This window comes from Paenibacillus sp. CF384 (assembly GCF_900106745.1).
Classification (GTDB): Bacteria; Bacillota; Bacilli; order Paenibacillales; family Paenibacillaceae; genus Paenibacillus_Z.
On record NZ_FNNV01000004.1, the window covers coordinates 63696 to 79829 of the forward strand.

Annotated in this window: 14 protein-coding genes and 2 riboswitches; of the genes, 9 read left to right on the forward strand and 5 right to left on the reverse strand. The window is 50.0% G+C overall.

Annotation, left to right across the window (positions count from 1 at the left end; translation table 11 throughout):
- Nucleotides 1-14: 14 nt before the first annotated feature.
- Nucleotides 15-722, forward strand: a complete 708-nt coding sequence (locus BLW29_RS09435; protein ID WP_090978613.1) for a polyphosphate polymerase domain-containing protein — start codon at nt 15-17, stop codon at nt 720-722.
- A gap of 22 nt (nt 723-744) precedes the next feature.
- Nucleotides 745-1425 carry a DUF4956 domain-containing protein gene (locus tag BLW29_RS09440; RefSeq protein WP_090978615.1) on the forward strand — a complete coding sequence of 227 codons (681 nt, stop codon included), beginning with the start codon at nt 745-747 and terminating at the stop codon, nt 1423-1425.
- 185 nt (nt 1426-1610) lie between these two features.
- On the opposite strand, the gene BLW29_RS09445 is transcribed toward BLW29_RS09440, so the two are convergent.
- From BLW29_RS09445 to BLW29_RS09455, 3 genes are all read right to left on the reverse strand, one after another.
- Nucleotides 1611-2648: a hypothetical protein gene (locus BLW29_RS09445; protein WP_090978617.1), complete on the reverse strand. Its 1038-nt coding sequence runs from the start codon at nt 2646-2648 to the stop codon at nt 1611-1613.
- Nucleotides 2649-2738: 90 nt separating this feature from the next.
- A riboswitch (cyclic di-GMP riboswitch) is annotated at nt 2739-2825 on the reverse strand.
- A gap of 142 nt (nt 2826-2967) precedes the next feature.
- Nucleotides 2968-4377 carry a DUF4832 domain-containing protein gene (locus BLW29_RS09450; RefSeq protein WP_090978619.1) on the reverse strand — a complete coding sequence of 470 codons (1410 nt, stop codon included), beginning with the start codon at nt 4375-4377 and terminating at the stop codon, nt 2968-2970.
- Between the two features lie 42 nt (nt 4378-4419).
- Nucleotides 4420-5412, reverse strand: a complete 993-nt coding sequence (locus tag BLW29_RS09455; RefSeq protein WP_177186558.1) for a copper amine oxidase N-terminal domain-containing protein — start codon at nt 5410-5412, stop codon at nt 4420-4422.
- A 233-nt stretch (nt 5413-5645) separates the two neighbouring features.
- Between BLW29_RS09455 and BLW29_RS09460 the strand changes: the two genes are divergently transcribed.
- From BLW29_RS09460 to BLW29_RS09480, 5 genes are all read left to right on the forward strand, one after another.
- Nucleotides 5646-7073, forward strand: a complete 1428-nt coding sequence (locus tag BLW29_RS09460) for an S-layer homology domain-containing protein (protein ID WP_090978623.1) — start codon at nt 5646-5648, stop codon at nt 7071-7073.
- Between the two features lie 42 nt (nt 7074-7115).
- Nucleotides 7116-8063, forward strand: coding sequence for a magnesium/cobalt transporter CorA (gene corA / locus BLW29_RS09465; protein WP_090978625.1), 948 nt, complete (start codon nt 7116-7118; stop codon nt 8061-8063).
- Nucleotides 8064-8135: 72 nt separating this feature from the next.
- Nucleotides 8136-8426 (forward strand): small, acid-soluble spore protein, alpha/beta type, encoded by a 291-nt coding sequence (locus tag BLW29_RS09470; RefSeq protein WP_090978627.1) that lies wholly within the window; start codon nt 8136-8138, stop codon nt 8424-8426.
- Nucleotides 8427-8596: 170 nt separating this feature from the next.
- Nucleotides 8597-9280 carry a response regulator transcription factor gene (locus BLW29_RS09475; protein ID WP_090978629.1) on the forward strand — a complete coding sequence of 228 codons (684 nt, stop codon included), beginning with the start codon at nt 8597-8599 and terminating at the stop codon, nt 9278-9280.
- A complete protein-coding gene (locus BLW29_RS09480) occupies nt 9277-10818 on the forward strand; it encodes a sensor histidine kinase (protein WP_256208478.1) in 1542 nt (513 codons plus the stop codon). The genes BLW29_RS09475 and BLW29_RS09480 overlap by 4 nt, the downstream gene beginning before the upstream one ends.
- Nucleotides 10819-10845: 27 nt before the next feature.
- Here BLW29_RS09480 and BLW29_RS09485 read toward each other — a convergent pair whose 3' ends face one another.
- Nucleotides 10846-11475, reverse strand: a complete 630-nt coding sequence (locus BLW29_RS09485; RefSeq protein ID WP_090978631.1) for a cyclodeaminase/cyclohydrolase family protein — start codon at nt 11473-11475, stop codon at nt 10846-10848.
- Nucleotides 11476-11477: 2 nt separating this feature from the next.
- Nucleotides 11478-12341 carry a bifunctional 5,10-methylenetetrahydrofolate dehydrogenase/5,10-methenyltetrahydrofolate cyclohydrolase gene (locus tag BLW29_RS09490; RefSeq protein ID WP_090978632.1) on the reverse strand — a complete coding sequence of 288 codons (864 nt, stop codon included), beginning with the start codon at nt 12339-12341 and terminating at the stop codon, nt 11478-11480.
- A 95-nt stretch (nt 12342-12436) separates the two neighbouring features.
- Nucleotides 12437-12522: riboswitch (ZMP/ZTP riboswitch) on the reverse strand.
- Between the two features lie 95 nt (nt 12523-12617).
- Here BLW29_RS09490 and BLW29_RS09495 point away from each other — a divergent pair.
- Both BLW29_RS09495 and BLW29_RS09500 read left to right on the forward strand, forming a co-directional pair.
- On the forward strand, nt 12618-14513 hold the full coding sequence (locus BLW29_RS09495; protein WP_143044371.1) for a sensor histidine kinase: 1896 nt from the start codon (nt 12618-12620) through the stop codon (nt 14511-14513).
- Nucleotides 14488-16131, forward strand: a complete 1644-nt coding sequence (locus BLW29_RS09500) for a response regulator (protein ID WP_177186559.1) — start codon at nt 14488-14490, stop codon at nt 16129-16131. Before BLW29_RS09495 ends, BLW29_RS09500 begins: the two co-directional genes overlap by 26 nt.
- Nucleotides 16132-16134 lie beyond the last annotated feature (3 nt).

Consider the following 16134-nt stretch of genomic DNA (forward strand, 5'->3'; position numbering starts at 1 on the left):
GGCAGGACAAGTTCATGCAATTTGCTGGAAAAAAACTGAGACATGAGATGAAATATTATATCCATTACCATGAATACTTAGGGCTTCGTGAACGACTGGCTTCTGTGCTTAAGATGGACAAGAATTCTATCGGCCGTGAAGGCTATCATATTCGCAGCCTGTATTTTGATAATGTACAAGAGAGCGCGCTTATTGATAAGAATGATGGCGTGTTTCAGCGGAAGAAGTACCGAATTCGTGTCTATAACAAGAGCGATGCGGTTATCAATCTTGAACGGAAGAGCAAGTTTAATGAGTTCATTGCGAAAGAATCGGTTAGCATGACCAGGGAGCAATTTGATCGGCTTGTTGCAGGAGACGCGGAATTTCTGCTGCAGTTGGATCATCCGCTGGCTAGAGATTTCTATTTTGACTATAAGCATGGTTTTCTTAAGCCGGTTGTTGTCGTGGACTATGTACGGGAAGCGTACGTCTATCCGGTTAGCGATGTCAGAATAACATTTGATAAGCGCTTGAAGGCGAGTGTACAATCGTTGGATATTTTCGACGTGGACCTACCGATGGTTGAGTCAATTGAAGGTCCCAAGACCATTCTGGAGGTCAAATATAATCAATTCCTTCCGGATTTCGTATATGGACTTTTGCAAATGTCGGCCGCGAACAGGTCTACAATTTCGAAATATGTAATTTGCCGTGAACGAAGAAAGAGTTTTGCAGAATAGCTTGAGGGGGAAAAGGGTTTACATGGGAGATACAATTAATTTTCAAGAAGTGTTAAAAAAAAGCGTTTTAGAGCTTGAGGCGTTTAAGCAGGTATCGATAACAGAGATCATCATCGGCTTGCTTATCTCTTATCTGCTCGGGATGTTCATTTACTGGACATACTACAAGACGTTCCGGGGCGTAGTCTATAGTCACAACTACAATCTGACGTTTGTTATTATGACCATGTTGACGACGATCGTTATTATGACGATTAGCACCAATATCGTGCTATCGCTGGGGATGGTAGGCGCGCTCAGTATCGTTCGTTTCAGAACAGCTGTCAAAGATCCACTCGATATTATGTTTATGTTCTGGGCCATTACGGTGGGGATAGCAACAGGGGCGAAAATTTACCCGATTGCGATTATAGGTTCCATTGCGGTCAGTGCGGTTCTATTTATGCTGGCAAAGAGTAAGAGGAAGGATTCACCATATCTCCTGATTGTTAACTTTGAGGAGCGGGCGAGCGATCAAGTTAAAACTGCGCTTCGCAAAATGAATCATGTTTTGAAATCAAAAACTGTACGCAAGGATATGACAGAAATGACGGTTGAAATTCGTTTGCGTGATGATAACACTGCCTTCGTCAGCGAAATCTCTAACTTTGATGGTGTTAAAGATGCTGTACTTATTAGTTACAATGGTGACTATGCGCCGTAACATCACGAAAGAACTCTTCTGATTAGTCAAAGCACCCGGATTATTCAAGGGTGCTTTTTTTATATGAATTATAGGAGCTGCAGCAAAAAAAAACCCTCTAATGTGAACGGTAAGAGCGGTGCTCTTCTCTGTCTACTTAGAGGGGGTATCTATCAAATTAGGCTGCCATCACTGGTTGACATCGATTATAGCTGACGATAATTCCACCAGTGGGAGGATGGCTCATTATGAAGCTTGAATCCGGCACGAGCGAATTCGGTTTGTGCTGTATTAGCGGTATATCCGGGAAATTTGGAAAGCAGATTGTTGTAGTTAGTGTTGTAGGCGTGATCGCGGACGATAAAGCGATTCGCTCCACTTGCACTGTAGTAAGAGCCAGTCACGCCGTATCCGTCTAAACCGAAGATTAGCGAACCGACCTCAGCCATTTGAAAAAATTTAGCAATTTGATCATTCGTGTAAACCGAATAGTCAACAATGTTGATAGCTAGCATTTTGACACCAAGCTGCTTTTTGTATTGAATAACCTTGTCTCCACGCTGCTTCATCGCTGAGCTTAGAGCATATCCGCCATTAGACTTGTAGGCTGTGTTGGAAGTAGCTGTATTAACTACAAAGCTCTCAAGTAAATAGAAGTCGTTTCTGCCCATATGCGTCGGCGCTCCGGTTGGGTTCATCGAGGTGACTGCACTGCCCAGGACATCATCTGGCTTCCATGCATTTACAAATCCACTTAATTGATTATTATGGATAAAATCCAATGTAGTATTCAACCGTTCACGGGGAGTCAGGAAGTCGTAACCTGAGTCATCAAGGAAGATACCATTAACACCCATTTGTTTCCACTGCATGATTTTTGTTTGTAGTACTCCGGTAGGGAAATTGTTAGTTGACACGCCAAGGTCAACATAACCGAAAATTTTTGTGGATGGATTAAGCGAGTGAATGAGCTGAATAATGTTTTGTGTCGAAACATGATAAGAATGGGTTGGGCTATCTAGACCTGCACCGAATACAACGTAATCGTATTTGGCGAAAACGGCTGCAGCTGCAGCGTCGTTGCCCAGATTGTTAACCAGCTTCGGGGTTGCATAGTAGATGAGTAGTTTATTTCCAGACTGCGTAGAGGTTGCAGTGTCTTGTGCGAATGCGGATAAGGGAAGTGTGAGTGAGAGAAACATTGCGAGTACCAAAATGCACCAACTGCGGTTCCGTTTTTTCATAACCTGGCACCTTCTTCTATAGTGTTATAGAAAGAGAAACAGATCCCGGAAGTGTCCAGGATCTGCTGAGTGCAGGTCTCGTGTAACGACTTCGGTAACTGGCTGACCTTGCCTTATAAGGCGGAGGTCCCTGTAGTTTTGCGTCGCTGGATTTCTCCAGTTTTGCCTTTTCGATTTCTATAGGATTAATATAGTATAACTACTAGAGTTGTGACATAGGCATAAAGAACTCCATAGACACAAAATAGGCACATATTTACTAGTTACAAAGACTCATCTTTACATCTTTTTACTTGAATCTACTTTTGTTTACAAATTTTCACTTGTCATATATGTTCACTGTACCTAGAGGATACCTACCGTCGTCACGTTTTTCGTTAATCGCCATTTGGACACCTGGCAACCCTGTCTCTGGATCTAATATGGCTGCGGTCACGCGGTAGCTTCCTTCTGGTAAATTAGTAGGGATAGGTAGTTCGGCAAATACTTGTGATCTACCGGGCAGCCAAGAACGAATATCAATATTCGTTGTAACAGAGGTGCGGACAGTTCCCGTCTCGTCCACTAAACCAAGCTCCAGCGGCCATTTGAAGTAGAATGGAGCTATACCGCGATTGTTCACCGTTAATTGGACGTGCAGCGGCTGGCCTGCACTCATCTCTTCTTCATGTGACTCCTCAGTAATAACGAATCGGTAGCCGATGGTATTCAAGAATCGATTGATGTTGTTTTGCATTGGCCCACCCACAGGCTCTGATAATGGAGCATAAGGCCCCATCCAGGATACATGTGTCAATTTGGCCTCGAGTAGGGCTTCTTCAATATTTTGGTCAGACAGCAGGGTGCTGCTGCTGGAAAACTCTCCGCCGCTAGGTGCCTTAGTCCAGAAGTTAGGCATCGCAGGTTCCTCTTCTTGCGTCAGCCAATTCGTATAGCCATTGGTAAACCAGTCCAAAAACCCATTAATAGTTTCCGATCGCTCGGCGAATGCATCATTGAACAAGCCCATTCCATGCTCCTTAGCGATGGCATGCGGTCTGCGCATCATAAGCGGCTTCTTCGTGAAGAAATCAATGTAAGGCTGGACATACTGGTCAGCGATCACACGTTTTGGAAAAGGAATATGTTTCTTCGTTTCTTCACCGTCATATGTATGCCATTCTCCCCAATGTCCTAGGCTCCCAAGCTCGACAAAGGCAACGGTAGAATCATTATTGTAACGCTCAGCGAGCTTCTTAATGAGCTGACGGTGATATTGAATCAACAGAGGATTGTTGTAATCAGGACTAAAGCCCTTTCCATAGCTGGTGTTGTAAATCGTCCCTTTCTTGCCGATCTCCTCGTACAGCCATTTCGGGATATCCTTATGGGCTTCGTCACTCGGATAATCCAATATAACGCGAATGACAAGCTTGACGTTACGCTGCTTCCAAAGAGAATAATTAAACGTCTGCTCTACTTCTTCGAAGGCATAGTTGCCCTTCGTTGGTTCCAAGTCTGCCCATTTTAAGTTGACATGCGCGAGTCGGAAAGGCTGAGTCGCATCGTCGTATCTAGCGTCAGTTACGAACCCCGTATAAGGGTTGTCCAGCACCTGTTCATTTGTTTCGACAGGAATGAACGATACGCGCTGCGGTTCTGAGGAGGCGAATAATTGCTTCCAGGTGAAGAAGGATAGTACGAGTACACCTGCTAAGATGATTACGAGAATTAAGGGTCGATATGTCAAGGGATAGCCTCCGCTTCAATAGATTCGTTGAGAGGTATGAGTTTATGAAATGATTTGAATGGCTGCTATAGGGCTTTCCCATATGACGATTGCGCCAAGCGATTCACTGATGAAACGGAGCGGCACAAAGGTGGTTCCGTTTATAATGATCGGCGCTTTACTCAGCGTAATAAGTTCATTGCCGACTGTAGCTTGTTTGCTGCCCACGACAATCTTAATCGTCTTACCTGATTTGCTAGCCTTGATCGAATGATTAGTTTCGTCCCATTTGACAGCTGCGCCGAGCTGCTCGAATATGCCACGCAGCGGTACAAGTGTTGTGCCATTCAGAATCAACGGTTTCTGCGCATAGAATTGCTCCAAGCCATTAATAAAGACACGTGGAGCTGTGGTTCGCTCGCGGATGCCGATCATGCCAATCAGCTTCGATGCGCATATCGCATCGCCGGAAGGCGCAACCCTGCAGCGAATGAAGTCGCTGTCTGCGCCGGGCTCGGTTGAATCCAGCTGCAACATATACCGTATTTTTCCCGTTTCATAGTTCAAAGCGTACCATCCGCCGTGATCGTCATGGATGTACAAGTGGCCGGCTAGATCCGTCTGGAGGGAGTCCGGGAGAAAGCTCTTTCCTTCGGGAGGGCTATAGGTCCAGGAGCGTTTCGATAAGGAAGATGAAATCCTGCTGCCTTCGGCTTGGATGCCGGGAGGGATCGGAAGGTGAACCTCTTGAGCATTCGCACGAGGTTTGGTTATTTCGCCTGACGGAAGAATGGCGACTCTACTTCCTGCTTGTTTGTAGTAAAATGTGCTGTCAGTAGCTGCGTATAAATTGCTGGGCCATTCTCCGCCATCTATATGCCAAGAGATGTCAAAGTGCTCAGAGCCTGTTAGCGAAGCATGGATTGTACGATCGGCACTCGGAAATTGAATTGATTTTACCTGTAGGGAAAGTCCTTCTTCCCTAGCTGTTGCAGGTGAGGCCTGCAGCAGCAGAACGGGTAATGCTAGTAGTAGAAACAATTGTTTTTGTCGCAACCGGATGCCTTCCTTCAGTAAATAATCTAATATCATATATCTTCTACTTTATCACATCAATAGGTAAAAAGAACCGATTCGACAATTCGGAATTTAAGAATTAAGTACATTTAAGAAGAATTTAAGAGTTGAAATTTGTAAATCGCAACCATATTTATGATAATATTAGAGTCTGGTTTCGCTAGTGTATTGAATCCATAGATTTCTAATCGCAGGAGGGTTAATAGAGTAGTATGAGAAGATTCTATTATATTGCACTCATCATTGTCATAAGTATTGGAGCAAGCCAGATTGGGTTTGGTTCAAGCCGAGCGAATGCAGCAACAGCAGCAGTAACCGGTTCACCGAGCGAGTGGGCGAAGCAAGAAATTCAAGATGCAATTACGAGCGGACTTATCCCCTATGGGTTAACGAATAGCTACCGATTGGCATTGACGCGGCAGGAGTTTTGCGAGATGGCCGTTCAGCTCTACGAAGTGCTGACGAATACGAAACCGGCGGAGCCGAAGCAGAATCCGTTCCGGGATACGACGAATTATCGAATTGGCCAAGCTTACGAGCTCGGCATTATTAAAGGGACAAGCCCGAACACTTTCTCGCCTAAGGCGAATGTGACGCGTGAGCAGCTCGCGCTGATGCTCTATAACACGCTGACCAAAGCGGGCTTCCAAACGAAGCTCCAAGAGGGCAAAGGAACGCCGCAGAAATTCGCGGACGACAAGCAGCTTGCCCAGTGGTCACGCGATGCGATCAGCATGCTGTCCGGTAACGGCATCATGAAAGGCAATGTGAGCGGCAGCCAACTGCGATTCCAGCCGCGTGTGACGACGACACGGGAGCAGGCTATCGTATTGGTGTACCGGATTTTCTCGCGGTTCGGGACTTATTTTGTGAACGACGAGGAAGATCTGCTGAGGGCGGCCAAACAATCGCTTCCCGTCGTCATCAAGGATGAGCAGCTCCAAGAAATCGACACCCGAGCGAGAGCGGTGCTTGCGGAGATCATTCGACCTGGGATGACCGAATATGAGCGCGAGCTGGCGATTCATGATTATATTTTGCAGCATACCGCCTATGATTACGAGAATTACAAGAATGACACCGTTCCGCCGGAATCGTACTCCGTGTACGGGGTGCTGGTGAATGGCGTTGCAGTATGTCAAGGCTATGCGGGAACCGCTGATCTGCTGTTAAGCATGGCGGGCATTGAATCGCATATCGTGATCGGTACGGCAGACGGCGGCAGCCATGCGTGGAACAAAGTGAAGATAAACGGAGCGTATTACAACCTCGATGTCACATGGGACGATCCTGTTCCGGATGTGGCCGGGCGATTGAACTACGGCTATTTCAACGTGACGGACGATGCGCTTCGAGAGGATCATGCGTGGAAGGACGATCTTCCGGTAGCTGCGGCCAATACGTTTAATTACTACGTAATCAACGGGCTCACGGTGAACAATCAAGCAGAGTTCGAAGCGAGAATCGGCAGCGCCGTTGAAGCGCGATTGTCATCCATCACCATTAAACGCACCTATAAGGACGAGCAAGGACCGAGCGGCTGGGAAGCGCTGCTGAAGAACTATGGCGATTTTCTCGCCTCCTACTCCTACACGATGGATAATAGCGGTGTGGTGAGCTTCAAGTTCAAGTACCGTTAATGCTACAATAAGAACAAAAATACGGACGGAGCCTCATGATCCATGATTCGAATTCTTGCCATTACGAACGATCACCATATCAGGCAGTTGAACAAACTGGAGGATTTAAGCGGCGTAGCGCATCTAAAATGGTACTGGGTTGATTTCTGCGAGCCGACAGGAGAAGAAGCGAAGCTGCTGGATGATTATTTTCATTTTCACCCGCTGGCTATCGAAGATTGTCTCTTGTACTTGCAGCGTCCCAAAATGGACCACTACGACGATGTGCATTTCTTCGTGCTTCACGCGATTCACGAGCAGACGCTTGAGGCGTCTGAGGTGGATTTGTTTGTCGGTCCGAATTTCTTGGTGACTTACCATCAACTGCAGCTTCAGGAGGTCGACCGAGCCTGGGAGAAAATCATCCGCAAACCGCACACGGAAGCCCATGGCAGTCTGCATGCCGCTTATACCGTGATGGATGAGCTGGTGGATCAATATTTCCCGGCGCTGCAGGCGATCGAGGATCAGCTGCTGGAATTAGGCGGCTCCGATCAAGGATTCCGAACGGACCTCAGCCATGTGTTCGAAATTCGAAATAAGCTGCTCCGGCTACGCAAAACAATCGTCCCTATGCGAGACTTATTGTATCGGATCCTCAATACGCAAAGGATCGAGGCTCTAAAGCATTACCTTCACTTCTTCACCGATATCTACGATCATCTGCTGAAGCTGGCGGAGATGGTCGATTCCAATCGCGATATGACCTCGGATCTGCGCGATCACTATATGTCGCTGAACTCCAATCGGATGAATACCATCATGAAAACACTGACGGTCATAACCGTCATCTTCATGCCGCTGACGTTTATTGCGGGTATTTATGGCATGAATTTCTCCAATATGCCCGAGCTCGGGTGGCATGCGGGCTACTATATCGTGCTGGTGTTTATGGTGCTGCTTGCGGCGGGCATGTTTGCTTGGTTTAAGCTCAAGGGTTGGTTTGAATGATGCATGAATAGAGAAATTATCCTTAGGGAACGGTAAGGGATACGACTCACCCCTAAGGAGGCGGCACAAAGAATGGCAAGAAGAAGTCGGAGAAAACATCTGGTACCGGGCGCCGAGGCTCAGATGAGTGCATTTAAGGCAGAAGTGATGCGCAGGGAAGGCTTTGTCGTGAACCCGAGCAGGCCGGATGATGTCAAATATGAAGTAGCCAAGTCACTCGGCATTCCACTGGAACACGGTTACAACGGCGAACTATCCACGGAATCGGCCGGTCAGATTGGCGGCCAAATCGGCGGAGCAATGGTCAAAGAGCTTGTACGGATGGCGCAGGAGAAGCTGGCACGCCAGAATACGGACCATTAATGAAGGCCATCAATGATAAACGTGCTTAACGAAACCATCAGCAGGACGCTGGTGGTTTTTTTGCATTGCACTAACGGTTTTCAGTATTTTTTTAGAAATGATTCATACTGTTTTCATCTTCATCGGTTAAGCTGGACGTAACATGCTTAAGTAGGATGGAGGATTGGACGATGCCTGCTGCAATATTGGTCATCGAAGACGATTATTATATACAAGAGCTCATCGCTGAGTTTCTACGGGCACAACAATATGAGGTGGATGTAGCGGGGGACGGATTGGAAGGCTGGGAGAAATTTCAGCAATCGTCGTATGACCTCGTCATCTTGGATTTGATGCTGCCTTCCATGCATGGCTACGAGATATGCCGCAGCATTCGCGAGCGTTCCGATACGCCGGTTATCGTACTGACGGCACTGGGCGAGGAGAAGGATCAGCTGCGCGCGTTCGAGGAAGAAGCGGATGATTACGTGACGAAGCCGTTCTCGTTCCACGTATTGATGAAACGGGTGGAAGCGGTCCTTCGGCGCACGCGAAGCGGGCTGTCGGGGGAGCAACTGTTCGACGGTAGGCTTAGGCTGGATGCCGATGCTTACAAAATCTACGTCGACGGCAAGCTCATAGATACGACGACGAAGGAATTCGATATTCTGCATACGCTCGTACATAACGCCGGACGGATTATGACACGCGACATGCTGCTGGACAAAGTGTGGGGCTACGACTTCTACGGCGATTCCCGGATCGTCGATGCTCATATTAAGAATATTCGCAAGAAGCTCGGCATCTCCGTCATTCGCACGGTAAAAGGAGTCGGCTACTCGCTGGAGTCTGAGCTGGCATTGGTGGAAGGATGATTCGGCGCAAGGGAATACGGTTCAAAATCTTCATGGTTACGGCGGCGCTGCTGGTCGTATCGGCCTTGCTCATCTATCTAACCCTTTACTTCATGCTGCCCGGTTATTACAAGACCATCAAGCAATCCCGCCTGGAGAGCAGCTTCAGCGAGCTAGTGAAACAGATCGACGGCGAAAGTGCAGCGGATGCCATTCCGCTGATGGCGAAATTTGGTCAAGAGCATAATGCGGCTCTCATGATTCGTGATAAGGAGGGGCAGGGGTATTATATCCCGCCGAGTTATCGGGGCATGAACGGCTGGCTGTCCCGGAATGCGAGTTACCTGGGCATGCGCAAGCAGCTTGAAGCTGGGCGGGTGATCGATGGCCGTGAGATTACGAAAGGGCCGGGCGACGGCAATGGCGGCGGCCCGAACATGCAAATGCTGAGCGTCGATAAGACGATTAAATTCGCGGAAAGCGATGATCCTTATACGCTGTCCGTGGATGCCCCGCTGCAGCCGATCGGGGAGGCGGCAGATGTGATCTTGCTGTTCCTGCCATACATGCTAATCCCGATTCTATTGATTGCGGTCGGCGGAGCGCTTATCTATTCCCGGCTAATCGCGCGGCCGCTTCTCTCGCTTAATCGAGTGGCCAAACGGCTGGCCAAGCTCGACTTCTCCGTTACGAAGCCTGCGCTGAACACGAAGGACGAGTTGGGCGAGCTGTCGTTTAGCCTCAGCAAATTGGCGGTTAATTTGCAGCTGACGATGGGGGAATTGCAGGATGCGAATGCGCAGCTCAAGAGTGATATCGAGCAGGAACGCGAGCAGGAAGCGAAGCGTCGAGAATTTGTGGCGACGATTTCCCACGAGCTCAAGACGCCGATTACGGCAGTGAGCGGTCAATTGGAAGCGATGATTGCCAATGTGGGCTCTTATCGCGATCGGGACAGATATTTGCGCCAATCCTATACGATTATGCAGGATATGGATAAGCTTGTTCACGAGATCCTGGAGCTGTCGAAGCTGGAGAGCCGGGATTTCCGGCCGCTTATGCGGAAGGTGGATCTGTCCGAGTTGATTCGGGAATCGATGAATAATATGAGCTACTTGGCAGATGTCAAACATATGCAGCTGGAGGTCGAGCTGCCGGAGGAAGCGATGATTACGGCCGATGAACGACTCATGTCGAAGGCTGTGGCGAACATTATTACGAATGCCGTTCAATATTCCGGGGATGCGGAGCGGGTCGTTGTGCGATTAACGGAAGAATATTGCGCTGAAGATACAGGGAACGAGCAGCCGGAACAATCGCTTCATCCATGGTATAGACTCGAAGTGCTGAACACCGGCGTGCAGGTAGAGGAATCGAAGCTGCCTCGCTTGTTCGAGCCCTTCTACCGGGCAGAGCAGTCACGCAGCCGCTCAACCGGCGGCAGCGGACTTGGTCTCTATATTGTCAGCAAAGTACTGGATGCACATGGCGCTGAATATAGCATTGCCAATACGGCTGAAGGAGTGCGCTTCAGCGTAAGGTTGCAAGGAGCAGCTTGATAGTTGAAAGATAGCGGGAACCGGACATTAGATTCTGTCGCGAACGACAGCTAATGTCCGGTTTTTGAGTTGTTCAATTTCGGCGATAAGGGCGGTCCGTTTCGCTGCATAATGAGCCTTAATCCCTTCATCCTTCAGCGCTGCTAAATTGATTTCTACCGTTAAGAGCGCAGATTGCGCGGCGGCTTCAAGCAGCAAAGCGCCGATTCCCAGGTCTGAGATGACATGCGCATTCGTGCAGGAAGCGATACTTAGCGTCGACTGCAGCGCCGCACCGCATACCTCCATCAGCCGAAGAGGCACTTCGATCGAGGCGATAGTTGCGTTATGGATGGCTTCATGGCGAAACGAACGCTCAGCTTCTTCCTGCTTGGGCAGCTTCAGTGCACGCATATAACCGTCAAAGGCCGAAATGTCGGAGGCGAGCAACGCCTCGCACGCGGTAGATAGCCGGCTCATTTCGTTCAAAGCCGCGTTAATTTCAAGCTGAGCATCCGCGTACTTCTCCCCTTGCGAGAGATGGGCTGCCATTGCCGTCATGGCTGTGCCGAGCGCTGCGGCAAGGGCGGCGGCGCTTCCGCCGCCCGGCGTCGGGTCGCTGCTTGCCGCCTTCTCTAAGAAGCGGCGAATGGAATCATCCCACGTGACAGTAGACATTATTACACATCCCCTTTCAGAGTCATCTGGATATCGATTGCTTTCATCAGATTGCGATACAAGATCGCCGTCGTTAAGGTGCCAACGCCGCCGGGAACCGGCGAGACGGCCGCTGCCGCATCACCTAGATCAGCCGCTGCATCACCGGTGATCTTGCCATCGGCAAGCTCGTTAATACCTGCGTCGATGACCGTTAAGCCCGGATGCACCATGTCCTTCGTGATCATGGCAGGCTTGCCAACCGCAACGATGGCGATTTCCGCATGCTTCAAATGAGCGCCTAGATCGGGCGTCCTGGAATGACAAACGGTGACGGTAGCGTTCTCGCGTTGAAGAAGATGGAACAGCGGAAGTCCGACCGTCTGCCCTCGGCCTACTAAAACCACGTTACGTCCTTCCAGAATATAACCATAATGCTTAAGAAGTTCGATGCATGCTTGAGGAGTAGCGGGATAGAGTCCTTCCCCCTTGCCGGTGTAAACCGCAAGTTTATTCGACGGTGTGACGCCGTCGATATCCTTGGCAGGAGCTATGCAAGCCTCGATTGCGGCTGCCGATAGATGCGCAGGCAGAGGGAGCTCCAGCATGATTCCGTGAACAGTGTCATCTGCATTAAGCTCCGTAATAACGCGCTGCAGCTCCTCTTCCGAGACATCGCTCCCGAAAGAACGGAGCCGAAATGCTATGCCCAGCCTCTCGGCAATCTTCTGCTTGGAGCGCGCATAGTAAGCTGAAGCAGGATCTCCCTCGACTAGCAGTATCGCCAGAGACGGCTGCTTTCCTTCCTTCTTCCATTCCTCTACGCGGGCCGCTATTTCCGAATACACAAGCTCCGCCGCTTCTTTTGCTTTCAAGACAATGGCCATAGAGATCTTCTCCTTCACCTTGGAATTGAGTGACCTGCATATACGAAAAAAAGCATTCGCGGGCAGGCTCGTCGCAAGACATAGCCAGCCGCAAATACTTCTCCCCAGGCGAACGGTGTGTTTCGATCCGCATGCTCCCTCGTGGTTCATTCCACTGATTTCGCCAGTTGCATGCAGCGTTATTTTCCTAAAGTGTAGCATGCAGAGGTGTCTTTGAACAGGGCTGTGCTATAATGTTGCTGGATATTGGGAACAGGCGAAGGGAGCAAAGCAACTGTGCAGATAAAGGGGTTCTATCCCAATTGGCTGCGGAATCAAGTGATTCGCAACAAAATCATCGCTATTTATATTCCGCTTATCATTGTGCCGCTGCTTGTGCTGGGCTTTGCGTCCAACAGCATTTATACGAATGCCATCGTCGATAAGACGATCAGCAACGTGAGCGACAACTCCTCGCTGATCATCACGCGAATGAACGGCATTCTCACGAATGCGGAGAGCTGCGCGAATATCTTGACGATCAACTTAAACCGCGTCATTCAAGACCACAACAAAGGCGAAATCGGCCCGGAACGCTCTTTGCAGCTGTCGACTCTGATTACCAATCAGCTTAGTTTTGCGCTGCTCGTCTTCCCGGATGTGGAGAGCGCTGCATTCATTGATACCTATGGCACGATCTATGGCACCTCGGCTGCGATTGAGAATGCGGGAGAGCTGCAGCCGCAGCCGGACACACTGCTGCAAACCGCGATGCTCAAGCGCATTGGGGAAACGACCGGTCAGAACATCTGGTTTCCGATGGACAAGAGAGACTTTCTTACGCTCGGGGCAGACGAGCCGGTCCTTACGGTGGGGAAGAAAATCAACAACATCTACACCGGACAGGAACTTGGTCTGTTGGTGCTTAATGTGAAGGAGCAATCGCTCTCGGCGATTTACAACAACATCGGTACAGACCTGAGCGGCAGTTACATGCTGACCGATCAAGCCGGAACGATCGTCTCCTCGACAGACAAGGAACAGCTGCTGAAGCCGGTTGGAGACGAAGCGCTGCGGCAGTGGATCAATGAGACGAACAGCGGCTCGACAATCGATCGATTCCAAGGGGACAAGCTGCTTGTGATCAGCTCGGAGATGCCGAAGTTCGGCTGGAAGCTGATCTCCATGGAGCCGTTTAACGCGCTGACAGCAGATAATCGCAAGATCACGGCGCTCATTATGACGATCGGCTTCTTCTGCTTCTTGTTCGCGCTGATGGGTGCCGGCATTCTGAATCGCCTCATTGCCAGGCCCATCGTGCTGCTGACCAAGTATATGAAGCTGGTGAAAGAAGGGAATCTGACCATCCAGCTGCCGGTCAAATCCAATGATGAGCTTGGGCTGCTCGCATCCGGCTTTAATACGATGCTTACTCGCATTAATCAGTTACTGGATAATGTGCGATTCGAACAGAAGAAGAAGCGGGAGTATGAGCTTGCCCTGATTCAATCTCAAATCAAGCCCCATTTCTTATACAATACGCTGGATGTCATCTATACCCTCTCGGAGATCGGGCGGGTCAAGGATGTGCAGCGCACAACCAAATCGCTTGCCGACTATTACCGGATTGTCTTAAGCCAAGGCAGGGAGGCGATTCCCCTTCAGGATGAGCTGCAGGGGCTGCGCGATTATTTGGCCATTCAGCGGATTCGATACGCCGATGTGTTCGATTACCAAATCGACGTGCAGCCGGAAGTGCTCTCCTGCACGGTGTTGAAATTGACGCTGCAGCCGCTCGTGGAGAACGCCATCTATCACGGCCTGAAGACGAAAGGGGAGTTTGGCCACCTTGTCGTGACGGGCCGGATTGAAGGGCAGAACCTGCTGCTCACCGTGCAGGACGACGGGGTCGGTATCCCGCCGGAACGGCTGGAGACGCTGCTGCAGCCAAGCGAGAATACCGCCGCCGCGAAGACATTGCCTGTCGCGCCGCTGTCCGCTGCTGGCAATACCGGTAGCTCATTCGGGTTGCGGAGTGTAGACAGCCGAATTAAGCTTTATTTTGGCGAGGGGTATGGACTGACGCTGGTAAGTAGGCTCGGCGTGGGAACAGAGATACAAGTACGATTGCCAATGGAGCAGCATGAAGAGACAGGAGGCGGCAGACATGTTGAATTTACTGATCGCGGATGACGAGTCGATCTTCCGGGAGTATTTGCGCACGGTTCTGGACTGGGAGTTATATGGCTATCGAATCATTGGTGAAGCGAAGAACGGGCTTGAAGCGCTCGAAATCGCGCAGAAGATAACGCCGGACATCGCGCTTGTCGATATTACGATGCCGTTCATGGACGGGCTGGAGCTGGCGCAGCGGCTCAAGGAAGACTACCCCGGCATCAGCATCGTGCTGATCACGGGACATAATGAATTCGATTACGCGAGGCGCGCGCTCAAGATCGGTGTCGAAGACTATATCTTAAAGCCATTCTCCAAAGATGAGCTGACATTAACGCTGCTGAAGCTGCAGGAGCAGCACCGCAAGCAGCGGGAGGAGCAGTCGACGCATCTGAAAAATTTGCAGATGATGAAGGAGAGCGTGCTGAACCGACTGGTCAGCGGAGAATTAGCTGAACATGAGGATGTGCTGCTGCAGCGGCTGGGCTCTTATCAACTGCGGCTGGATGCCAAGGCTTACGCGGTCGCTTGTATCGAAATTGATGAGATTGATCGCAAGTGGGGCGAGGTCAGCGAACGGTTGCTATGGAAATATGCCGTGACCAACATTCTGGCCGAAGCGATGGAGGATTCCGGCGGGAAGCCGGTTATCTTCAATGGACCGGAAGGGCGAATTATCTGCTTGTATGGCTTGGCGCACGGCGCCGGGGCTGCTGGAGCTACTTCGCCATCGCCGCAGCCGGAGCTTCCGAAGCTGGAGCCGTTCGAGAAGCTGTGCATGCTAATCAAGCGATATTTGAAATTAACGATTACGATCGGCGTCGGCCAAATCTATAGCGGGATTAGCGGCATTCGCTGCTCTTACGATGAGGCGCTAACGGCGCTGCAGAACAAGTTCGTGCTGGGCAATGATCGCGTCATCGCCTTCGGGCAGCATATCTCGAAGGAAGGAACAGGCGTGCAATATCCGCCTGAGCTTGGCGATGAGCTGCAGCTGCTGCTGCGTGCGCAAGATGATGTGAGAATCGAGGCTAAGCTGAGCGAGCTGTTCCGGCTAATTCGGGAGCAGAAGCTGTCAATCGATTACACCTACGTGATCTGCATGAGTCTTGTATCCGTCTGTCTCGGTTATGTCAGTGAAGCGGGTCAGCCGATTGAAGATTGCTTCGGTGAGCATTTCTTCCCCTATCACGAAATCCGCGAGCTGGCTTCCATAGACGAAGCAGAGCGGTGGATGAAGGAGCTGTTCACCAAGGCCGTTCACTATACGAGGCGGTACAAGAAGACGCGGTCGTCCATTATTGCGCAGGCGGCCAAAACCTTCATCGAAGAGCAATACGGCGATGCCGAGCTTGGCGTAGAGAAGGTAGCCCAGCATGTGTTCATCAACGCCAGCTACTTGCGCGCCGTATTTAAGAAAGAGAACGGGATGACCGTCACGGATTACATTACGCATATTCGAATGAATAAAGCGAAGGAGCTGCTCGGAGCAGGCAACCGCAAGCTGTCGGATATCGCGGAGAGTATCGGATTCAGCGATGGCAGCTACTTCAGCAAGAGTTTCAAGAAGTTCTTCGGTTGGTCGCCAAGTGAATACGAGAATCGGATAAAAGGGAATGAAACGATGCGCGGATAATAC